Below are 21,122 nucleotides of genomic sequence, written 5' to 3' on the forward strand. Positions count from 1 at the left end.
CAGCGCCGACAGCGACTTGCCGCAACCGTGCACAGCGGCCACAGTTGCAGCCGCACACCTCAAACCAGTAGGATTCAGCACAGATTTCCCCATCTTGGACAAGGGCCTGCGACGGCCCGGACTGCGCCGCCCACCGCGCATAGCACCCGTTTCCCGAGACGCCTGTACGCGCCCTGCGGATGACCGGAGCGCAGCGACGACCGTGGCGCCGGGGACCAAAAGACAGGGGGCGGTCGAGTGGCCTCCCCACGCATCCACAGCACGCGGAGCTATTGCAATGAGCCAATTCGACAAGATCCAGGCGCTCAACCAGTCGATCCTGGGCGCCGAACTCGACGACGCCGAGTGTGCCGTCCTCGCCGACCGCATGGGCGAGGTCGCACTCACCGACGGCGAGACCCTGGTGACCGAGGGCGAGGCCCGCCAGACCCTGTTCCTGCTCGGCGCGGGCAAGATCGACGTCATCCGTAATCAGGGCGGCAGCGACGTCCACCTCCACCGTATGCGCGCCGGCGAGTGCGCCGGCACCCGCGCCTTCGTCGATGGCTCGGACCGCAAGGCTGCGCTGCGCGCCGTCGGCGACGCCCGGGTGCTGACCCTGGAGCCGATCGACTTCGAGTCGCTGCTCGACGACCACCCGCGCATCGTCTACAAGGTGATGCGCGCGATCTTCCGCATCACCCACGCCAACCTGATGCGGATGAACCAGGAGAGCGCCGAGCTCAAGAACTACCTGGTCCGCGCCCCGGGGCGCTACTGAGCGACGTCTCCCGCCCGGACAGACGCAGGCCGTACGTGAGGATCTTGCGATCGAGCGCCGGGCGCGAGATGCCGAGGATCTGGCAGCTGCGCGCCTTGTAGCCGCCGGTGTGATCGAGCGGCCACCCCGCACCTGCTCGACCGCAGCGAGGCTGCGCCGCGCCGCCCAACCGCGTCAGCCCGTCATACGCAGCCAGCGCCCGATCCAGTGATCGAGACTCACCCAGCGCCCGGCACCACAGAAGAAGAGCGCCAGCAGCATCACGAAATAGGTCGCGGCGAACTCGATCCCGTTGTTGAGCATCACCAGGCTGCCGTACTCGGTCAGCCAGCTGTAGTCGCCGTGCGCACGCAGGATCTCCTTGGCCTCGGCCAGACGCTCGACCGCGATCAGGGTGCGCTCGGTGGCAAACAGCGAGCCACCACCCTCGGCGATCGCCAGCCAGCCGTTGTGCCAGTGCACGGTGAGCGCGGCGACCGCCATGGTGACCATCAGCGGTAGCGCCACCCAGCGCACCCCGAGCCCCACCACCAGCAACACCGCCCCCAGGGTCTCGGTCCCGGCGGCGAGCACCACCATCAACTCCGGCGCCGGCAGACCCAGCCCCCACTCGGGGTTGCCGAACCAGGCCACGGTGTCGTCGAAATTCGCGAACTTCCTGGTCCCGGCCATCCACAATACCGGCGCCAGGTAGAGTCGCAGCGCCAGCGGCGCAAGGAAGTCCAGCCACCGGGTCATATCCAGCAGTCCTTGCAGACGTCTCGCCAGAGACCACATCGCTCACCCCTCCGTTATCGAGTGATCGCCCCCCTCGAACCAACGGTTGCGCCCGGCGCGCTTGGCGCGATACATCGCCGCATCGGCGCAGCTCACGCAGTGCTGCAGCTCCTCCCCGGGTGAGCAGGCACACACCCCCAGACTGATGGTGATCGGCTGCGCCAGCCCGAAGTCATGCTCGGCGACCAGTCGGCGCAGCTTCTCGACCAGGGCGCGCGCCATCGCCAGATCGGTGTGGGTGGAGAGGATCAGGAACTCCTCCCCGCCCCAGCGCACCAGGTAATCGCTGGCGCGGACGTGCCGCGACACCAGCCCGGAGAGCTGGCGCAACACCCGGTCGCCGCAGTCGTGTCCGTGCTGGTCGTTGACCCGCTTGAAATGATCGATATCGAAGATGACGATCGACAGCCGCAGATGATGACGGCGCGCCCGTGCCGACTCGCGTTCGAACAGCGACTCGACCACGTGACGATTGAGCAGGCCGGTGAGCGGATCGTGCTCGGCCAGATAGCGGATGTCGCACTCGGCCCGACGCAACCGCGCCAGCGGATAGCGACACAACAGCGCCGCCCCCGTGCCGCCGATCACCACCAGTACCAGCGCCAGCAGCAGCGAGTCGCGCAGCAGGGGGCGCAGCGAGGCCGAAGTCTCCAGCGCCCCGACCGGCCGACCGGCATCGAGCAGCCACTGGCGCTGTATCAACAGCGGCGCCGGCAACGGCGCACCGATCTCGACCACGGCCTCGCCACCCTCGGCGTACACCACCTGACGGACCGCGACCCCGCGCACCTCGTCGCGCAGCAGCCCACCGATACGCCCGTCCTCGTAGACCCAGAACTCGGGATCCCGTGCGATCACCTGACGCATCAGCTGCTCGGCGGTGAGCACCGAGAGGGTGGCCAGGTTACCGTCGAGATAGCGGCGCTGGACGTCGAAATGGATGACAGGCACGGCCAGCGCCGTCACCACCACCAGCGTCAACACCACCAGACGCAGCAGGTCGGCGAGACTGCGGTCATCCCCGGGAGGCACGGATCAGCCCCCTGGACGCGGTGGTACCAGCGCCCCATTGGCCTCGACCACCGCCCGACCTGCAACCGAGAAGACGAAGTCGACAAAGCGGCGCACCCGCTCGTCCGGGGCCGTGGCAAGCACCAGGGTGAACTCGGCGACCAGCGGATAACGACCGGCGGCGAGTGCCTCCAGGGTCGGCGCCCGCCCGCCGAGATGCAGTACCCGCAACGACAGCGACTCGGCGACCCACTGCATGCGGGTGAGATAGCCGAAGCTCCCGGGCACCCGGCGCAGCACCGCAGCGTTATCCTGCGCCGTCAGCGTCACCACCAGATCGGGACGGGCGAAGGCGCGGTCGAGCGCCGCGTCGAGTCGCGGATCGAGTCCGCGCAACAGCATGGTCTCGGTATCGTACTCGGCGCGCAGCACCGGACGACAAGGAGTGCCGTCCGGCCAGGTGACGCGCTCGCCGCGATAGATCGCGACCAGCTGCGCGACATCCAGCGAGTCGGCGCCGACCCCGGGATGGGCGGCGAGGATCAGCGGTGTGCGGGCGAAGACCAGGACCTCACCGACCCGCCGACGCTCGACGGCACTCAGCGCACGCCCGGCCAGGGCGATGTCGAGACGGCCGTCGGCGAGTGCCCGCACCCCGCCGCCGGTACCCAGGCTCGGCAGCACCCGGGGCGACTCGCCACAGCACGCGCCATAGCGCTCGGCCAACGCCTCGGCGACCCCGAGCGCACCGCCGGTGCCACCGATACGCAAGGGCTCGGCCTCGCCGGTCAGTGACCAGATCATCGCCAAGATACCGAGCCATCGCCACACGTCGACCTCCCCGAAAAGACCGCACTGCCCGTTGCGAGTATAGACAGCCACGACAGCGCCACCGCGCCCGGTCATTCCAGCCACACCCGCACCCGGTCGCTCTCGCCCCGGGCGTCGACCACCGCAAGATCGACATAACCCGGCTCGCGCGGCCACCAGTCCAGGGTTCGGGCGACGGGCGCACGCCCGATCGGCACCCCGTCGGCGAACCACTGGAAGGGCGCCCGCCCCTCGTGCACCCGCAGCCGCAACAGCGCCGCCGCGCCGTCTCCATCGAGCCCGAGCGCGACCCGCGACCCGGCCGGCGGATAGGCGATGCGCGGCCCCGCGCGCGGCACCCCGGCGAGCGTCAGCGCCGGTGCCGGCGCGCGCGCCGGGGGCGGCTCGGGCAACGGCGAGCCCGGCCCCAAGCGGGCGAAGACATCGCGCAGCAGCGGCGCCGCCGCGCCGGCGCCGGTCAACCCGGGGACCGGCGCGCCATCGGCGCGACCGACCCAGACCCCGACCAGATGACGCCCGTCGTAGCCGAGCGCCCAGGCGTCGCGATGGCCGTAGGAGGTCCCGGTCTTGTGGGCGATGCCCCGCCCCGGCGCGGTGCCCACCGGCGGCGCGGCGGCGAGGATGGCACCGACCCGGCGCGCCGCCCCCGCCGCAACCAGCGGAGTGCCCGGGGACGTGGCCGGCGCCGCCCCGCGCCGGTGGTGCAGCGCCAGCGGCCGACCGTCGTTGGCGAGCGCACCATAGAGCGCGAACAGCTCCTCGAGCGAGAGCCCCACCCCGCCAAGCGCGAGCGCCAGCCCCGGGCGCGCGCCGGACGGCAGGCGCGGCGCGACCCCGGCACGACGCAGCCGCCCGAGCAGGCGCTGCGGCCCGAGTGCCTCGAGCAGGGTGACGGCCGGCACGTTGAGCGAGCGCTGCAGCGCCTGCGCCACCGCCACCCGGCCCTGATAGTCACGATCGAGGTTGCGCGGCGCATAGCCGTGGAAATCACGCGCGCGATCCTCGATCCAGCCGGCCGGGTCGGCGACCCCGGCCTCGAAGGCCAGGGCATAGATCAGCGGCTTGAGGGTCGAGCCCGGCGAGCGCACGGCCCGGGTCATGTCGACCCAGCCACGCCGCCCCTGGTCGAAGGGCGCGGCGGCGCCGACGTGGGCGAGCAAGGTACCGGCGCGATGATCGGCGACCAGCAGCGCCACCGAGACCCGGGGACCGAGCCCCCGGGCACGCGCCAGCGCCAACGGCTCGAGCCGTGCCTGCAGCGCACCGTCGAGGGTCAGCTGGTGGTGCACGCGCGCGGGCTCGGCGCGGTGCAGCCGCGCGGCCAGGTGCGCGGCCCGCGCCGGCAGCGCCCGCCGCGCCCGCGGCACCGGGGTCGCCGCGGCCCGTGCCCGCGCACGAGCGTCGATCAGCCCGGCGGCCTCGGCCAGCGACAGCACCCGGTCGCGGGCGCGACGCGCGGCCTCGGGATGGCGGTCCGGGCGGCGCGCCTCCGGCGCCTGGGGCAGCGCCACCAGCAGCGCGGCCTCGGCGAGATCGAGCCGACGCGGCTCCTTGCCGAACCAGGCCAGGGCGCCGGCGCGCACGCCCTCGAGGTTGCCGCCGAAGGGGGCCAGGGTCAGATAGGCATCGAGGATGCGCGACTTCGGATAGGCGCGCTCGAGCGCCAGCGCGGTGCGGATCTGCGCGAGCTTGGCCGCCGGGGTGCGGGTCGGGTGACCGGCGCGCAGCCGCGCCAACTGCATGGTCAGGGTCGAGCCGCCGGAGACGATCCGCCCGCGTGTCGCCCACTGCCAGGCCGCGCGCGCCAGGGCGCGCGGATCGACGCCGGGGTGACGCTCGAAGCGCCGGTCCTCGATCGTCAACAGCAGGGCGAGGTAGTCCGGGTCGAGCGCGGCGGCGGAGGTCGCCAACCGCCAGCGCCCGTCCTCGACGGGGAAGGCGCGCAGCAGTCGCTCGTCGCGATCGAGCACCTCGACCGCGACCGGGACCTCGAGCACCGGCGCCGTGCCGCCGAACAGCCAGCTCAGGCCACCGAGCAGCAGCGCCAGCCCCGCCGCGACACCCCAGCGCCGCACCGGCCGGCTCAGGGCGCCGGCGGCGCCACCCGCAGCTCGCCGCTCGCGCCCCAGCCGCGCAGTCGCGGTCGGTACATGTCCTCGATCCGCGCCGGGGCCAGGGCGAACACCCCGGGCGCCACCGCGCGGGCGCGATAGGCGAGACGAAAGCGCCGTGGCGCCGCCTCGTCACGTTCGAGCGCGACCACCAGGGCATCGCGCCCGAAGGACTGGTGCAACGGCCACTCCACCGTCTCGCCCAGCCAGTCGAACCCGGCGGGTGCATCACCGCCGAGCAGCCGCGGGTTGGCGATCGCCAGCCCGCCGGGCAGCGGGTCGACCACCAGCAAGCGTCCGCGCCGCGCCCGGCTCGACTCGACATCGAGCACCACCACCAGCTGCTGACCCTGCACCAGCGCGGCGGGATCGAGCGCTCGACCGTCGAGGTCGTGATAGCTGCGACTGATGCGATAGCCGACGCCACCGGCGACGACTGCGCCCTCGGGCACCCCGATCCGGGTCTCGACCAGGGTCAGCGGACCCTCGCCCGGATTCTCGATCCAGGGCGCGGCGGCGAGCGCGGCCGGGTCGAGGCGCAACGGCAACACGCCCTCGTCATCACCGCGCGAGAGCACCCCGGCGGCACGCGCCAGCCAGGCGAGTTCCTGGGTACTGAGCGCGCCCTCGAGATCGAGCCCGGCGAGCAGTTGCGCCGGCGCCTCCAGCGCCACCCCGGACTCGGCGGCGAGCACGATCACCCCGGCGCGATCGCGCAGCCAGGAGCCGTAGTCCTCGCGCCAGCCGTCCGCGTCACCGGGCGGCGTCATCGCCACCGCGCTGGCGAAGGCGCGCGCGGCGCGCTCCTGCTCGCCATAGCGGGCGAGTGCGGCGCCGAGCTGGGCGCGCGCCAGCGGCGTGGCGAAGTGCTCGAGCCGTGCGTCGAGGTAATAGCGCAGATCGCCGAGATCGGCGCGACCGGCCCGCGCCAGCACCGCCAGCGCATAGGCCAGGGACTCGCCGCCGTGGCTGAACTCCGGGGCATAGGCGACCTGGTTGGCGAGGTTGTCGAGCGCCAGCGCCAATGCCTGCGCCGGCACCGCCAGCCCGTGCGCGTCGGCGCGAACCAGGAAGTCGCTGACATAGGCGTCGAGCCAGGCCGAGCCGCCGTCCTGCCCCCAACGCCCGAAGCCGCCGTCGGCGCGCTGGCTGGCGAGCACCTCGGCGAGGGTCTCGGTCAGTCGCGCCGCGACCTCGCGCGGCGCCTCCAGCGCGCGCGCCCGCTCGGCGAGCGCGAGCAGCGGCAGGGCGCGGCTGACCCGCTGCTCGGTACAGCGATAGGGATAGCGATCGAGTGCAAGCAGCGGCCCGGCGACATCGATGCCGGTCATCGCGGCATCGGCGAGCACCAGGCTCGCGCCCGCCGGCGCCAGCCCGGCGAGTGCGTCGGCGGCGGGCCGCCAGCGCTCGCCCGGGGCGAGACGGTGCCAGCGACGGCTGAGCGTCGCGGCGCGCTGATCGCGCACCTCGAGGGCGAAGCGACGCTCGATCGGCGCACCCACGGGCGGCACCAGCCGCACCCGCAGCGCCCCCTCGCCCGTCGCCGTGGCACTCAACGGCAGGTCGAGCGCCACCGGCGCACCGGGCGCGAGCATCACGTCATGGCCCCGTGCCTCGACCGGGACCTGCAACGGTCCGGCCGCGGTGACCTCGACCCGGGCCGGACCGCTCACCCCCTCGAAGGCGGTCAGTTCCAGCCCGAGACGGCTGCGATCGCCCGGGGCGAGCAGCGCCGGCAGGCTGGCGCGCACGCTCACCGGATCGCGCACCAGCAGCTCGCGCGCGGCGTGCCCGACCCCATCGGCCGACCAGGCCATCGCCGCCAGGCGCACCCGCCCCTCGAACTGCGGCAGCGCAAGCCGCACCCGCGCGCGCCCCTCGGCGTCGACCTCGAGGATCGCCGATTGCAGCGCCAGCAGCGGCTCGGTCGGCGGCGGCGCACGGCGCTCGAGGATGCCGCCGTCGCCGCCGCTGCGCACCACGCCCGGGGTGGCGCCGAACGGGTCGATCAACCGACCGTAGAGATCGCGGATCTCGGTGCCGAGACGGCGCTGCCCGAAGTACCAGTCGTTGGGGGCCGGGGTCGGGTGGTCGGTGAGCGCGAGGATGCCGGTGTCGACCGCCGCCAGGGTGACGTGGACCGGCTCCTCCGGGGTCGCGCCCGCGACCTGCAGCGTCACCTCCAGCGGCGCGCGCGGACGCGCCAGCGCCGGGGCCTCGATGGCGACGCCGAGGCGGCGCGCACCGGGATCGACCGCCGCCCAGCGCAACCCGATGGCGCGCCCCGGCATGCGCCCGGCGGCGGTATCGAGCGGGCGGTGCAACAGCACGCAGACATAGGCCCCGGCGCCCCAGTCGGTCTCGACCGGCAACTCCAGGGTCAGCCCCTCGGCGGGCACCTCGACCTGCCGGCGCGCGAGCAACCGCTCACCGACCACCAGCACCGTCGCGGTGCCGGCGAAGCGCGGCTCGAGCCGCACCCGTGCCCGCTCACCGACGGCATAGCCGGGACGATCGAGGGTGACGCCGAGCAGGTCCGGGGTGTCCTCGCGCCCGGGGGCGGTGGTCCAGCCGGCATCGAAGTCGAGCGCGACCGGCAGCGCCCGACCGGCACCATCCTCGACGGTCAGTCGATAGCTGCCCCAGTCGACCGCGGTCTCGAGCCGCGCCGGCGTCTCGGCGTCGAGCGCCAGCTCACCGCTGGCCACCCGCCGGCTGGTGACGATCGGTTCGTAGCGCCAGCGATCGTCGAGGCGATACCACTGGAAGCGGGTCTCGAGCCGCGCCAGGGTCCAGCGCGCGTGCTCGACGGCGATGCGCTCGCCGCTCGGATCGAGCGCGATCAGCTCGAAGGCGGCACTGGCGCCGCTCTCGACCCGATCGTCGAAGAGTGCGCGCGCGCCGAGCCTGGGCGCCGGATCGCGCAGCGCGCGGGTCAACCGGCGCTCGACCGGGCGCGCGCCGTCCTCGCTCGCGCGCACCTGCAGCGTCAGCGCCAGCGGTCTGGTGGAGGGGTCGAGTTCGGGGAGCACCAACGGCATCCGCGCCCGGCCGGCGGCATCGGCGCGACGCGTCGGCAGCGCCGCGCCGAGCGGGGTGAAGTCCTCGTCGGTGAGACCGAAGCGGAACCCGGGCGCGGCCTCGAGCTGATCGCGGGCGACCACCCGCAGCTCACCGTCGAGCTGCAGGCCCGCGCCCGGGGCACCGTAGCGATAGCGCGCCTCCAGCCCGAGATCGGGCAGCGCGGCGGGGTCGAGCGGACCGGGCGGCAGCTCGGCGACGAGATCGACGCGCTCGGGGACGAAGTCCTCGACCAGGAAGGCCACCTCGGCCAGCGCCGGGCCCTCGGGGTCGGCGTGGAGACGGGCGCGCCAGGTGCCGTGCATGGCGGTGTCGGCGAGCGCGACCTGAGCGCGGTAGGCGCCGCCGCCCTGGTCGTCGAGCCGCTGACGCCGGGCGACATGACCGTCGGGACGCTCCACCACCAGGGTGGTGGTCAGCCCGGTGACGGCGGCGGCGAGCCGGTCGCGCACCAGCGCGGTGAGCACCACCGACTCGCCCGGACGATAGGCGCCGCGTTCGCTGCTCAGGAAGACATCGAGCGCGGCGGCGGGCGGGCGCCCGGCGACACCGCGATCGCGCAGGTCGAAGGGGGCGCGGGCGAGATCGAGGAAGGCGTAATCGCCGGCCGCCTCCTCGGCCTCGGCCACCAGCAGCGCCGGGGCATCGCCGCCGCGACCGCGCAGCAGCCCGGGGGCGAAGCGGGCATAGCCCGCGGCGTCGCTGCGGGTCTCGCCGAGCACCCGGTCGTTGACCGCGAGCAACCGCAGCCGCACCCCGGCGCGCGGCTCGGCGGTGCCCAGGGCGCGCACCAGGACGTGCAGCCCATCGGCGCCGGTGAGCGCGCTCAACCCCAGGTCGGAGACCACGAACCACTGGCTCGCCAGCGACTCGTCACGCTCGGCGGACAGCTCCTGCGGGCGTGCGGTAAGCAGATAGACCCCCGGCTCGAAGCGCTCGACCAGGGCGTCGAGCGGGATGCCGGTGCTCACCTCCTGGTTGCGACGGGCATCGACCGCGACGCTGCCCGACCACAGCGCCGAGCCCAGACGCTCGGCGATGCGCTCGCGCGACCAGCGATCGAGCTGGCGCTCGAACAGGCCCTCGGCGCGCACCTGGGTGAGCGCGCGGTCGTCGACCCGGTAGAGCTCGAGCGCCAGACGCGCGCTGTTGACCGAGACCACCGGCAGACGCGCGCCGCTGCCGCGCGGCAGGACATAGGCGCGCGACTGGAAGCGGGCGAGCGGGGCGCGATCGCGGACATAGAGGTCGAGCTCGACGTCCCTGGCCAGTACCTCACCGGTGGCACTCGGCAACCCGGCGCGCAGCCGCACCCGATAGCCCTGGCCATGACGTACGCCATCGAGACAGAGCTGGTCGCGCTCGGGTTGGAGGGCGAGGTCGGGGTCGCCCTCGACGCGCACGAAGTCGTCGATCTCGGCACGGTCGCGGGCGAGCGGTTCGCTGAAGCGGACACAGACCCTGGGGGCGGCGGCATCGGCGTCGATGGCGTGATCGAGCACCCGGAAGCCGTGTTCGGCGAGCAGGCGGGCGTATTCGGCGCGCAGCGTCGCATCCTCGTGCAGGGCGAGCGCGGCGCGGGTGGCGCGGATCGCCTCGGGCCACGACTCGCGCGCGGCGAAGGCGCGCCCGAGCAGGGCGAGCGTGGCACCGTCCTCCGGGGCCAGGCGCGCGGCGGCGAGCGCGGCGGCAAGCGCCTCGTCGCGCGCGCGCCAGTCGTTCGCGGCCGCGACCAGCGCGGTCTCGGCCAAGGCGCGCCACGCCGCCGCATCCGCCGGGGCCAGCCGCAACAGCGCGCGCAGTCGCGCCCGACGCTGCGCCGAGGTCTCGCCCGGTGCCGCCCGCGCCAACGTCGCCAGTCCCTGGCCGGGGGGCGCTTCGAGCGCCAGGGCGCGCGCCTGCTCGCGAGCGAGGGCACGGGCATCGGGGGGGATGAAGGCGAGCGTCTCGGGCAGGGCCCCGGGGTCGTCCCAGAGCAGCTCCGGACGATAGCCCGAGCGCGCCCCCGGCGCAGCGCGCGCCTCGCCGGGAGCGGATTTGAGGAAGCACCAGCCGGAGCGCTGGTCGTAGGTGAAGGCGAGACAGTCGGGATCGTCGGCGCAGGCGCGCTCGCAACCATCGAGCGGGACCGACTCCAGGGTGCGCAGGTCGGCACCGAAATAATCCACGCCGGGACTGTGCACCAGCCCCTGAGCGACGACACCACTGCTCACCAACAACCAGGGGAGCAGCAGCGCGATCGCGTGCGGCAATCGGATCGAGCCCAGCATCAGCGCCTCCCGCCTTGCAGATCGGTCGATCCTGGGGACTGTAGCCGTTGCGGGGAAACCGGTAAAGACGACGCGGACGATGACGAGGGTCGCGGATGCCCGAATGCGCGCGCGGATGTCACAACCCCTTAAACTTAGTTTCGGTAAGGGTTAAGATCCAGGACGCTTGACGCAATCGATGGCTTGAGGGGCGTTATCGATCCGGCCATCGGCCACTCACCACACAGTACCCGTACTCGCAAGGAGGGTCAGTCGTGTCAAAGTCAGCAGCCTCGTCCGAGGTCAAGTCCAAGCAGTCCCAGTCCCCACTGATGGTCGCCATCCTGCCATCGGTCTTCCTCTACATCGCCGCGGTGGTCCTGGTGTTCTTCGCCCGCGAGGACTTCGCCGCCACCACCCAGTACTGGGAGTTCTTCATCCCGGTGGTCGCCTTCATCTCGATCCTCTCGGGATGGAGTCAGGCCTACGCCTTCGACCGCTCGCGCTTCTTCTACCTGATCAAACAGCTGCTGCACTGGGGCGCGCTCGGCGGCCTGCTGTGGCTGTTCTACGACCACGGCATCCGCGACGCGCTCAGCGCCGAGCAGTACAACCTGGTGCAGCTCTATCTGCTCGGCCTCGCCGCGCTGATCGCCGGACTCTATCTCGACACCAAGATGCTGTTCTTCGGCGCCTTCATCGCCTGCTGCGCTTACCTGCTGGCCGACCCGGCCAACAGCGCCGTCCTCACCTCGGTGGGTGATGCCTTCGGCATCGAGAACGCTCAGGACAAGCCGATGACCATGATCATCGCCGCCGCCCTGGCCGCCTTCGTCGCCAACCTCTTCGTGCTGATCGCCATGCGTGGGGCCGTCATGGCCAAGCGCGGACGCACCGCACGCGGCTGAAACGCCATGCCAACCGTCTCGTCCCGATTCATGGACGAGACGGTCCGAAGCGGGTCGCGGTCGCAACGACAGGGGCAACGGCTGGATCCGCCACGCACGGACGTACCAGGGGGTTGGGTCGACAGAGAGATAGAGGCGGATGGTGCCCGGGGCGGGACTCGAACCCGCATGACCGAGGTCGAGGGATTTTAAGTCCCCTGCGTCTACCAGTTTCGCCACCCGGGCGGGTGCGGGACAGTGGACTGTCCTAGCTTGATCTCGACGGGGACTACGGGAAAGGAATGGAGGCTGAGCCCGGAATCGAACCGAGGTACACGGCTTTGCAGGCCGCTGCATAACCACTCTGCCACTCAGCCAGAGAACGCGCAGTATAAAGACTTGCCGGGGTCTTGTCACCCCCCATTTTGATGTCCGGCCTGCGCACCGCCGAACAACCGGCCTTCAGAGCAATACCAAGTTGTCGCGGTGGATCAGCTCGTCGTCGTCGACATAGCCGAGGATCTCGGCGAAGCGATGCGATGAGCGCCCCTGGATGCGGCGCGTCGCCTCGGCGTCGTAGTTGACCAGGCCGCGCGCGACCTCCCTGCCCTGCTCATCGACACAGGCGACCACCTCACCGCGCTCGAAGGCGCCGTGGACCGCCCGCACCCCGACGGCCAGCAGGCTGGTACCCTGCTCGCGCAGCGCCCGCACCGCACCGGCGTCGAGCACCAGCCGACCACGCACCTGCAGTTGACCGGCGATCCACTGCTTGCGCGCCGCCTGCGGCCCCTGGAAGGGGATCAGCAGGGTGCCGATCGACTCACCCGCACCGATCCGCTCCAACACCCGCTCGCCGCGACCGGGGGCGATCACCGTCGGGGTGCCGGAACGGGCGGCGAGCCGCGCCGCGCGGACCTTGGTGACCATGCCACCGGTGCCCAGGCCCGAGCCACTGCCGCCGGCGACCTGATCGAGCATGGGGTCGTCGACCCAGGTCTCGGTGATCAGGCGCGCCTCGGGATTGTTGCGCGGATCCTGGTCGAAGATGCCGTCCTGGTCGGTGAGCAGCACCAACAGATCGGCCTCGATCAGGTTGGCGACCAGCGCGGCGAGGGTGTCGTTGTCACCGAAACGCAGCTCGTCGTTGGCGACGGTGTCGTTCTCGTTGATCACCGGCACCACACCGTGACGGATCAGGGTGCGCAGGGTACTGCGGGCGTTGAGATAGCGCACCCGGTTGGAGAGGTCGTCACGGGTGAGCAGCACCTGGGCGGTGTGCCGGCCATGATCGCGAAAGCAGTCCTCGTAGGCGCGCACCAGCCCCATCTGGCCGATCGCGGCGGCCGCCTGCAACTCGTGCAGCGCACCGGGGCGCTCGCGCCACCCCATCCGCGCCATGCCCTCGGCGACCGCTCCCGAGGAGACCAACACGACCTCGGCACCGGCACCATGACGGGCGGCCATCTGCGCCACCCAGGGTTCGAGCAGGTCGCGTCCGACGCCGCGACCGTCACGGGTCAGCAGGGTACTGCCGATCTTGACCACCCAGCGGCGGGTCCCGGGGAGTTCCTCGCGCGAGATCATGGTCGATCAGCCCAGCGGATGCCAATCGTCTTCGGCGGCATCGTCCTCGCTGGTCCCGTCCTCGGGCTCGACGACGGTCTCGGCCGCACGCAACCGCTCCAGGTGGTTCATGAGATCCTGCATCAGCGGCTCCGTGCCCTTGCCGCTGAGCGCGCAGATGGCATAGACCGGCCCCTGCCAGTCGAGCCGCTCGAGCAGGGCCTCGCGACGGGCGGCGAAGGTCTCCTCGTCGAGTAGATCGACCTTGTTGAACACCAGCCAACGCTCCTTGTCGATCAGCTCGCGTCCGAAGGCGCGCATCTCGGCCTCGACCTTGCGGATCTCGTCGTAGGGGTCGGTGTGATCGCCGAGCGGCGCGACATCGACCAGGTGCAGCAGCAACCGGGTGCGCGACAGATGCTTGAGGAAGCGGGTGCCGAGTCCGGCGCCCTCGGCCGCGCCCTCGATCAGCCCGGGGATGTCGGCGATGACGAAGCTGCGCTCGCGCCCGAGACGCACCACCCCGAGGTTCGGATGCAGGGTGGTGAAGGGGTAGTCGGCGACGCGCGGACGCGCGCTCGAGACCTGGCGCACCAGCGACGACTTGCCGGCGTTGGGGAAGCCGACCAGGCCGACGTCGGCGAGCAGCAGCAGCTCGAGATGGAGATCGCGACGCTCGCCCGGGGTACCCGGGGTGGACTGACGCGGGGTGCGATTGGTGCTGGACTTGAAGCGGGCGTTGCCGATGCCGTGGAAGCCGCCCTGGGCGACCAGCAGGCGCTCGCCCGAGGCCATCAGCTCGCCGATCAGCTCACCGGTGTCGCGTTCGATCACCCGGGTGCCGACCGGGACCCGGATCACCAGGTCCTGACCGCTGCGTCCGGTCATGTCGCGGCCCATGCCGTTCTGGCCGCGCTCGGCGCGCTGGATGCGCTGATCGCGCAGATCGACCAGGGTATTGAGATTGTTGTCGGCGAGCAGATAGACACTGCCGCCGTCCCCGCCGTCGCCGCCATTGGGGCCGCCTTTGGGGATGTATTTCTCACGGCGGAAGCTGACGCAGCCGCTGCCGCCGTCACCGGCTTCGACCCGGATGTATGCCTCGTCGACGAATTTCATGCGATCGATCCGTTGTGCGATTGCCGATGCAGGGGTCGCGGGCGCACACCCTGACGGTGCGGCAGAAACGAAAAAGCCTCGTCACCCGGACGAGGCTGCGCGGTCTCCACGGAAGGCGCGGGGCCAGGGCTGGACCCGCTCGCGGATCAGGCGCCTTCCACGGTGACGAACTTACGCTTCTGCGGACCCTTGGTGACGAACTTCACGACACCGTCGGTCAGGGCGTAGAGGGTGTGGTCGCGACCACAGCCAACGTTCACACCGTCGTGGAACTGGGTACCGCGCTGACGCACGATGATGGCGCCGGCGCTGACACGCTGACCACCGAAGACCTTGACGCCAAGGCGCTTGGACTCTGAATCGCGGCCGTTACGCGAACTACCGCCTGCTTTCTTGTGTGCCATCGGTAATCTCTCCTCAGCCGGCGTTGATGCCAGTGATCTTGAGCGACGTGAACCACTGGCGGTGGCCCTGACGCTTCATGTGGTGCTTGCGACGACGGAACTTGATGATCGAGACCTTGTCGCCACGACCGTGCGACTCGACCACGGCGCTCACCTTGCTGCCTTCGACGAAGGGCTTGCCGACCTTGATGGTCTCGCCGTCGGCGACCATCAGCACCTCGAAGTCGACGTTGGAACCTTCCTCGGCGGCGAGCTTCTCGACCTTGAGTGTGTCGCCTTCCGAAACCCGGTATTGTTTTCCACCGGTTTGAATGACCGCGTACATGATCAGCAGATCCCCAGAATAATTCGGAAACAGCCGACGCAGCTCGCAGCTCCGCGCCGGAACAAAGAAGCGGAATCCTACCGCGAAGCCATGACGTGCGTCAACGTCGATGCCTCTCCGAATGTGACGGCGCACCATCGCCGCCCGGTCGAGACTTGACGCGCCAGGGCGCAGTTGGCAGATTGGACGGAGAAACGGCTGACTCCTGGTCCTTGAACGGGAGGCGGTCGCCCAGGGCCCGGCAACACCAGGCGGCGTCCTCAGGGCCGCAGGATCCGAGACACCCCGGACCTGCCAGTACACCCGTTTCCGTTGCCGTGGGAGGACGCACGTATCGCGTTCCGCGACCTCCTTGACAGCTCGGTGCCTCGCACCTAGCATCCGCCGTCACTATCGATAGACCCCGCATACGAATGGACCTCTCCACGATTCGACACCCCGTCGCCGACGACTCGAAGGCGGTGGACGCCCTGATCCTGCGTCGGCTCGAGTCCGATGTCGTACTGATCAACCAGATCGGTCACTACATCGTCAACAGCGGCGGCAAGCGACTGCGTCCGCTCTCCGTGCTGCTCGCGGCCCGCGCCTGCGGCTACAGCGGCGAGCGTCACATCGATCTGGCCGCGATCGTGGAGTTCATCCATACCTCGACCCTGCTCCACGACGATGTCATCGACAACTCCGAGATGCGTCGCAACCGCGAGACGGCCAACGCCGTCTGGGGCAACGAGGCGAGCGTGCTGGTCGGCGACTTCCTCTACTCGCGCGCCTTCGAGATGATGGTCGACGTCGGCAGCATGCGGGTGATGGAGGTGCTCGCGCACGCCACCAACCGCATCGCCGCGGGCGAGGTGCTGCAGCTGCTCAACGCGCGCGACGCCGATACCGACGAGGCGCGCTACATGGAGGTCATCGAGCGCAAAACCGCGACCCTGTTCGCCGCCGGCACCCGCCTCGGCGCGATCCTTGCCGAGACCACCCCGGAGGTCGAGGCCGCGCTCGCCAGCTATGGGCTCAATCTCGGCATCGCCTTCCAGCTGATCGACGACGCGCTCGACTACAGCACCAACAACGAGAGCCTCGACAAGAACGTCGGCGACGACCTCGACGAGGGCAAGCCCACCCTGCCGCTGATCCGCGCCATGGCCGTCGGCACCGCCGAGCAGCGCGCGATGCTGCGCGACTGCATCGAGCACGGTGGTCGCGAGCGGATCGACGCCGTGATCGAGGCTATTGCATCCACCGACGCAATCGCCTATACTGGCGATCTTGCTAAACGGCACGCCCAAAAGGCCCGTGAGGCACTCGAGATCCTCGATCCGAGTCCCGCACGTGATGCCATGGCAACGCTGGCAGACTTCGCCGTCAGCCGGTCGTATTAAGAATTCCCGATATCGGGGTGTAGCTCAGCTTGGTAGAGCGCTGTCTTCGGGAGGCAGAAGTCGCTGGTTCGAATCCAGTCACCCCGACCAATCTCCGCTAGATCAAGAAAACCGGCCTCGCGCCGGTTTTTTTGTGCCTGCAATCTCTCCATCCCTGCCCTACCTGCATCAGCACCGGGCCGGGCACGGCTGATCGACCGAGGCGCGCGCCCCGGCCGACCCCGCCCATCAGCGCCCGACCGCACCCACCTGAGGATGACGCCAGCGCACATAGAGACTGGCGAACAGCAGCAACAGGTTGATCGTGCCGACCACCGCGAAGGGCGCGCGCGGATCGACATGGTCGAAGAGATAACCGCCGACCAGGGTGATCAGCAGGATGCCGATCGCGCCGGTGACGTTGAAGGCGCCGAGCACCGAGCCGCGTTGCGCCGTCGGCGCCTCCTGACCGATCAGCGACTGTCCGGCGAGAAAGACGCTGATCTGACCGATCCCGAGCAGGATGAAGAAGACGATGCCGATCCGCGCCAGCGGGTCTTCGAGCAGCAAGGGCGCCAGGTTGCCGAGCGCGGCCAGCCCCATGCATACGGCCATCGCCGAGACCCGGTCGATGCGATCGAGCAGCGGGCCGAGCAACGGCGCCCAGACCAGCGCCGAGAGCTGGGTGATGACAAAGATCACCGTCCCGGCGAGTACCGCCTCCGGCGTCTCCATCCCCGCCGCCTTGCCGGCCAGCGTGCCCCACAGGATGATGAAGGTCGCGTTGACCGACTGATCGCCACGCGCGATGAAGGCCGAGGCATAGGCGAGCAGGATGCGCGGATTGCGCGCCTGGGCAAAACCGCTGGCGAACAGGGTACGCACGTTCGGACGCTCGTCATGACGCGCCGGCACCCCGGGTTTCAACCCCCAGAAGACCAACACGGCGACCGCCACCGACAGCCCGGCGATGATGAAATGGGTCAGGCGACCGGCCTCGACGCCGTCGAAACCGGCATTGGTGAAGACCTTGGGCAGCGCCCCCAGTCCCTGACCGACGATCACCACGCCGAGCCCGCTGAGCACCCCGACCAACGCCACCAGCTTGCCGCGCGAACGCTCGGCGGGATAGTCGGCGAGCACCGTCGACAGCGCCCCGGCGACCGCCACCACGCCGAGGGCGTAGATCACCCGAAAGCCGTAGAGCATCTCCACCGAGGTGGCAAGCGGATAGAGCACATAGGTCAGCGCCAGCAGCAGGAAGCCGACACCATAGACGGTACGCCGCCCGAGGCGGTCCATCAGCACCCCGGCGGGCAGGAACAGCAACAGGGTGACGATCTCGGTGAGGAACACCAGGTTGCCGCTGATGCGGCCCTGGCTCGACTCGGGGATGCCGAGATGCTCGTTGAGGATATAGGTCTGGCCAATGGAGACGAAGACCATGAGCCCGATCGAGAAGAAGGCCACGACCATGAAGGTCCAGCCGTGGCGCAGGCTGATCTCGGGGGCAAGATGAATCGGGCCGATACGATGAGTCTTGGCGTGTTCGGACATGGATACTGGGTCTCGGGCCGGCGCCGGCCGCTCGGTCGGGTTGCAAGAACGAACCGGCATTATTCAGCTTTCAGCCGCCAGCCGCCAGCCGCCAGCCGCCAGCCGCCAGCCGCCAGCCGCCAGCCGCCAGCCGCCAGCCGCCAGGGGATTGAACCGCAAAGACGCAAAGGCGGCGAAGCAAGGGGGGAGAGCCGCCAGCGTCCAGCCTCCAGTCATGAGTCTGCTCTTTCCCCACTGGCGGCTGAAAGCTGATGGCTGGCGGCTGAGCCCCCCCCCTAGGGCGCCAGCCGCTCGATGTCCCAGCCCGAGGCCGCACGGCGGTAGAGGAAGCGGTCGTGGAGGCGGCAGTCACGGCCCTGCCAGAACTCGATGCTGTCGGGGACGACGCGGTAGCCGCCCCAAAACTCGGGCAGCGGGATCTTGCCGTCGCGAAAACGCTGGCGCATCTCCTCGACCTTGGCCTCGAGCATCGCCCGCGAGCGGATCACCTGGCTCTGCGGCGAGGCCCAGGCGCCGATCTGGCTACCGCGCGCCCGCGAGGTGAAATAGCGGAAGGACTCGGCCGCCGAGATCCGCTCGGCACGCCCCGAGATCCCCACCTGACGCGCCAGCGCCACCCAGGGGAACAGCAGATAGACCCGCGGATTGGTCTCGATCTGGTGCGACTTGCGACTGGCGTAGTTGGTGAAGAAGACGAATCCACGCTCGTCGTAGAGCTTCATCAACACGGTGCGCGAGGAGGGTTGTCCCTCGGCATCGACGGTGGAGACGGTCATCGCGTTGGGCTCGGGGATGCCGCTGCCGACCGCCACCTGGTACCACTGCTCGAACTGGGAGAAGGGATCGGCGGCGAGCGACTCGCGCGCCAGCCCCTCCGCCATGCCCTGCGCGCGAATCTCTTCGGGGCTCGCCGTCATGCCGCCACCCCGGCAAGCTGGAGACCGAGCAGGGCACGCCCGGTCGGACGCGAGGGGAAAATCAGAGGATGTCTTCTCATTGATAATTATCAAAACTAATGGACAGAATTAGGATAATTGACTCGCCAAATGATTGGAACCCGGGGTAGTTTCATCCCTCCAAGACCTACTAAGACGGTCAATCATCCGCCGATTCGCTTCCACGGGCTACCGTGAACGGATGCCACGGGGCCTGGAAGACGACACAGATCGCGCGAACCGACACGATCAAGAAGGAGTACCCCATGCCGATGACCCGCCAAGACCAGATCAAGGCCCTGGAACAGGATTGGGCAGAGAACCCCCGCTGGACCGATGTCACCCGCGCCTACTCGGCGGCCGACGTCGTGAGACTGCGCGGTTCGGTGCAACCCGAGCACACCTATGCCCGACGCGGCGCCGAACGACTCTGGGGGCTGATCCACGGCGACGCCAAGAAGGGTTACGTCAACTGCATGGGCGCGATCACCGCCGGTCAGGCGATGCAGCAGGCCAAGGCCGGGATCGAGGCGATCTATCTCTCCGGCTGGCAGGTCGCCGCCGACGGCAACACCTCCGAAACCATGTACCCCGACCAGTCGCTCTATGCCTATGACTCGGTCCCCACCATGGTGCGTCGCATCAACAACGCCTTCAAGCGTGCCGACGAGATCCAGTGGGCCAAGGAGATCGAACCCGGCGATCCGGCCCACGTCGACTACTTCCTGCCGATCGTGGCCGATGCCGAGGCCGGCTTCGGCGGCGTGCTCAACGCCTTCGAGCTGATGAAGAACATGATCGCCGCCGGCGCCTCCGGGGTGCACTTCGAGGACCAGCTCGCCGCGGTGAAGAAGTGCGGCCACATGGGCGGCAAGGTGCTGGTGCCGACCAGCGAGGCGGTGCAGAAGCTCGTCGCCGCGCGACTCGCCGCCGACGTCATGGGCGTGCCCACGCTGCTGCTGGCGCGTACCGATGCCGAGGCGGCCAACCTGCTCACCAGCGACGTCGACGACAACGATCGTCCCTTCGTCACCGGCGAGCGCACCAACGAGGGCTTCTACCGGGTCAAGAACGGACTCGAGCAGGCGATCAGCCGCGGCCTGGCCTACGCCCCCTATGCCGATCTGGTGTGGTGCGAGACCGGCACCCCGGACCTCGGCTTCGCCCGCGAGTTCGCCCAGGCGGTGCTCGAGAAGAACCCCAACAAGCTGCTCGCCTACAACTGCTCGCCCTCGTTCAACTGGAAGAAGAACCTCGACGATGCCACCATCGCCAAGTTCCAGGACGAGCTGGCGGCGATGGGCTACAAGTACCAGTTCATCACCCTGGCGGGCATCCACAACATGTGGTTCAACATGTTCGACCTCGCCTACGACTACGCCCGTGGCGAGGGCATGCGCCACTATGTCGAGAAGGTGCAGGAGCCGGAGTTCGCCGCGCGCGACAAGGGCTACACCTTCGTCTCGCACCAGCAGGAGGTCGGCGCCGGCTACTTCGACGACGTCACCACCACCATCCAGGGCGGCGTCTCCTCGGTCACCGCACTGACCGGCTCGACCGAGGAGGAGCAGTTCTAACAACGCCCTCCCCCGCGCCGGGGCCATCACGCCCCGGCGCCCGCCCCGCACCGCCCCAGCCGTACCAGGAGACCCCGCGCATGGACTTCAAGACCGCCGATCTCTACGACCAGGAGGGCGACGCCCTGCAGGTCTGCGACCCGGTGTTCCAGGACTTCGGCGGCCGCTCGCGCTTCAGTGGCGAGGCGGTCACCGTCAAGTGCTTCGAGGACAACTCGCTGGTCAAGTCGACCCTGGCCGAACCCGGCGAGGGTCGGGTGCTGGTGGTCGATGCCGGCGGCTCGCTGCGCTGCGCCATGCTCGGCGACCTGATCGCCGCGCGTGCCGTCGAGCAGGGCTGGGCCGGGGTGGTGATCCACGGCTGCGTGCGCGACCGGGTCGAGCTGGCAGCCATGGCGATCGGCATCAAGGCGCTGGCCAGCACCCCGCGCAAGAGCCATCGTCGCGGCGAGGGCCAGCGCGACATCCCGATCAACATCGCCGGGGCGCGCGTCAACCCGGGCGATCAGATCTATTGCGACGAGGACGGCGTGGTGATCGCCGAGCGGTCGCTCACCGACGGCTGAGGACG

General features: G+C 70.2%; 16 protein-coding genes and 3 tRNA genes. 6 read left to right on the top strand and 13 right to left on the bottom strand.

Annotated features, from left to right (window positions below; all coding sequences use genetic code 11):
* The first annotated feature begins 277 nt into the window (after positions 1–277).
* Positions 278–760, top strand: coding sequence for a Crp/Fnr family transcriptional regulator (locus EDC29_RS13385; RefSeq protein WP_123141085.1), 483 nt, complete (start codon positions 278–280; stop codon positions 758–760).
* A 174-nt stretch (positions 761–934) separates the two neighbouring features.
* On the opposite strand, the gene EDC29_RS13395 is transcribed toward EDC29_RS13385, so the two are convergent.
* The 5 genes from EDC29_RS13395 to EDC29_RS13415 all read right to left on the bottom strand — a co-directional run bounded on the left by EDC29_RS13395 (position 935) and on the right by EDC29_RS13415 (position 10,841).
* On the bottom strand, positions 935–1,537 hold the full coding sequence (locus EDC29_RS13395; RefSeq protein WP_123142462.1) for an HvfX family Cu-binding RiPP maturation protein: 603 nt from the start codon (positions 1,535–1,537) through the stop codon (positions 935–937).
* A 3-nt stretch (positions 1,538–1,540) separates the two neighbouring features.
* On the bottom strand, positions 1,541–2,569 hold the full coding sequence (locus EDC29_RS13400) for a GGDEF domain-containing protein (protein WP_132230284.1): 1,029 nt from the start codon (positions 2,567–2,569) through the stop codon (positions 1,541–1,543).
* A gap of 3 nt (positions 2,570–2,572) precedes the next feature.
* On the bottom strand, positions 2,573–3,352 hold the full coding sequence (locus EDC29_RS13405; protein WP_165913527.1) for a PstS family phosphate ABC transporter substrate-binding protein: 780 nt from the start codon (positions 3,350–3,352) through the stop codon (positions 2,573–2,575).
* Positions 3,353–3,450: 98 nt separating this feature from the next.
* Positions 3,451–5,454, bottom strand: a complete 2,004-nt coding sequence (gene pbpC, locus EDC29_RS13410) for a penicillin-binding protein 1C (protein ID WP_132230286.1) — start codon at positions 5,452–5,454, stop codon at positions 3,451–3,453.
* Between the two features lie 8 nt (positions 5,455–5,462).
* Positions 5,463–10,841, bottom strand: coding sequence for an alpha-2-macroglobulin family protein (locus tag EDC29_RS13415; protein ID WP_132230288.1), 5,379 nt, complete (start codon positions 10,839–10,841; stop codon positions 5,463–5,465).
* Between the two features lie 254 nt (positions 10,842–11,095).
* On the opposite strand from EDC29_RS13415, the gene EDC29_RS13420 reads away from it, so the two are divergent.
* Positions 11,096–11,728, top strand: a complete 633-nt coding sequence (locus EDC29_RS13420; RefSeq protein ID WP_123140168.1) for a hypothetical protein — start codon at positions 11,096–11,098, stop codon at positions 11,726–11,728.
* Positions 11,729–11,868: 140 nt separating this feature from the next.
* Here EDC29_RS13420 and EDC29_RS13425 read toward each other — a convergent pair.
* The 6 genes from EDC29_RS13425 to rplU form a co-directional block, all read right to left on the bottom strand.
* Positions 11,869–11,953: transfer RNA gene (locus tag EDC29_RS13425), tRNA-Leu, on the bottom strand.
* Positions 11,954–12,010: 57 nt separating this feature from the next.
* Positions 12,011–12,084: transfer RNA gene (locus EDC29_RS13430), tRNA-Cys, on the bottom strand.
* A gap of 85 nt (positions 12,085–12,169) precedes the next feature.
* Entirely contained in the window at positions 12,170–13,294 is a 1,125-nt protein-coding gene (gene proB / locus EDC29_RS13435) for a glutamate 5-kinase (RefSeq protein ID WP_062275344.1), read from the bottom strand.
* 6 nt (positions 13,295–13,300) lie between these two features.
* Positions 13,301–14,392, bottom strand: coding sequence for an Obg family GTPase CgtA (gene cgtA / locus EDC29_RS13440; protein ID WP_123140167.1), 1,092 nt, complete (start codon positions 14,390–14,392; stop codon positions 13,301–13,303).
* 146 nt (positions 14,393–14,538) lie between these two features.
* Positions 14,539–14,796 carry a 50S ribosomal protein L27 gene (gene rpmA / locus EDC29_RS13445; RefSeq protein ID WP_005224844.1) on the bottom strand — a complete coding sequence of 86 codons (258 nt, stop codon included), beginning with the start codon at positions 14,794–14,796 and terminating at the stop codon, positions 14,539–14,541.
* A gap of 13 nt (positions 14,797–14,809) precedes the next feature.
* Positions 14,810–15,121 (bottom strand): 50S ribosomal protein L21, encoded by a 312-nt coding sequence (gene rplU, locus EDC29_RS13450; protein ID WP_062275340.1) that lies wholly within the window; start codon positions 15,119–15,121, stop codon positions 14,810–14,812.
* Between the two features lie 413 nt (positions 15,122–15,534).
* Between rplU and EDC29_RS13455 the strand changes: the two genes are divergently transcribed.
* Both EDC29_RS13455 and EDC29_RS13460 read left to right on the top strand, forming a co-directional pair.
* Entirely contained in the window at positions 15,535–16,503 is a 969-nt protein-coding gene (locus EDC29_RS13455) for a polyprenyl synthetase family protein (protein WP_123140166.1), read from the top strand.
* Positions 16,504–16,516: 13 nt separating this feature from the next.
* Positions 16,517–16,593, top strand: a tRNA-Pro gene (locus EDC29_RS13460).
* Between the two features lie 138 nt (positions 16,594–16,731).
* Here the strand turns inward: EDC29_RS13460 and EDC29_RS13465 are convergent.
* Both EDC29_RS13465 and pdxH read right to left on the bottom strand, forming a co-directional pair.
* On the bottom strand, positions 16,732–18,039 hold the full coding sequence (locus tag EDC29_RS13465; protein ID WP_132230290.1) for an MFS transporter: 1,308 nt from the start codon (positions 18,037–18,039) through the stop codon (positions 16,732–16,734).
* 275 nt (positions 18,040–18,314) lie between these two features.
* Positions 18,315–18,956: a pyridoxamine 5'-phosphate oxidase gene (gene pdxH, locus EDC29_RS13475; protein ID WP_123140164.1), complete on the bottom strand. Its 642-nt coding sequence runs from the start codon at positions 18,954–18,956 to the stop codon at positions 18,315–18,317.
* 290 nt (positions 18,957–19,246) lie between these two features.
* Here pdxH and aceA point away from each other — a divergent pair, with 290 nt between their 5' ends.
* Both aceA and rraA read left to right on the top strand, forming a co-directional pair.
* On the top strand, positions 19,247–20,551 hold the full coding sequence (aceA, locus tag EDC29_RS13480) for an isocitrate lyase (protein WP_123140180.1): 1,305 nt from the start codon (positions 19,247–19,249) through the stop codon (positions 20,549–20,551).
* Positions 20,552–20,631: 80 nt separating this feature from the next.
* A complete protein-coding gene (rraA, locus tag EDC29_RS13485; RefSeq protein ID WP_132230292.1) occupies positions 20,632–21,117 on the top strand; it encodes a ribonuclease E activity regulator RraA in 486 nt (161 codons plus the stop codon).
* The last annotated feature ends 5 nt before the right edge of the window (positions 21,118–21,122 follow it).

It is taken from the genome of Marichromatium gracile (assembly GCF_004343155.1).
In the GTDB taxonomy this organism is placed as follows: Bacteria; Pseudomonadota; Gammaproteobacteria; order Chromatiales; family Chromatiaceae; genus Marichromatium; species Marichromatium gracile.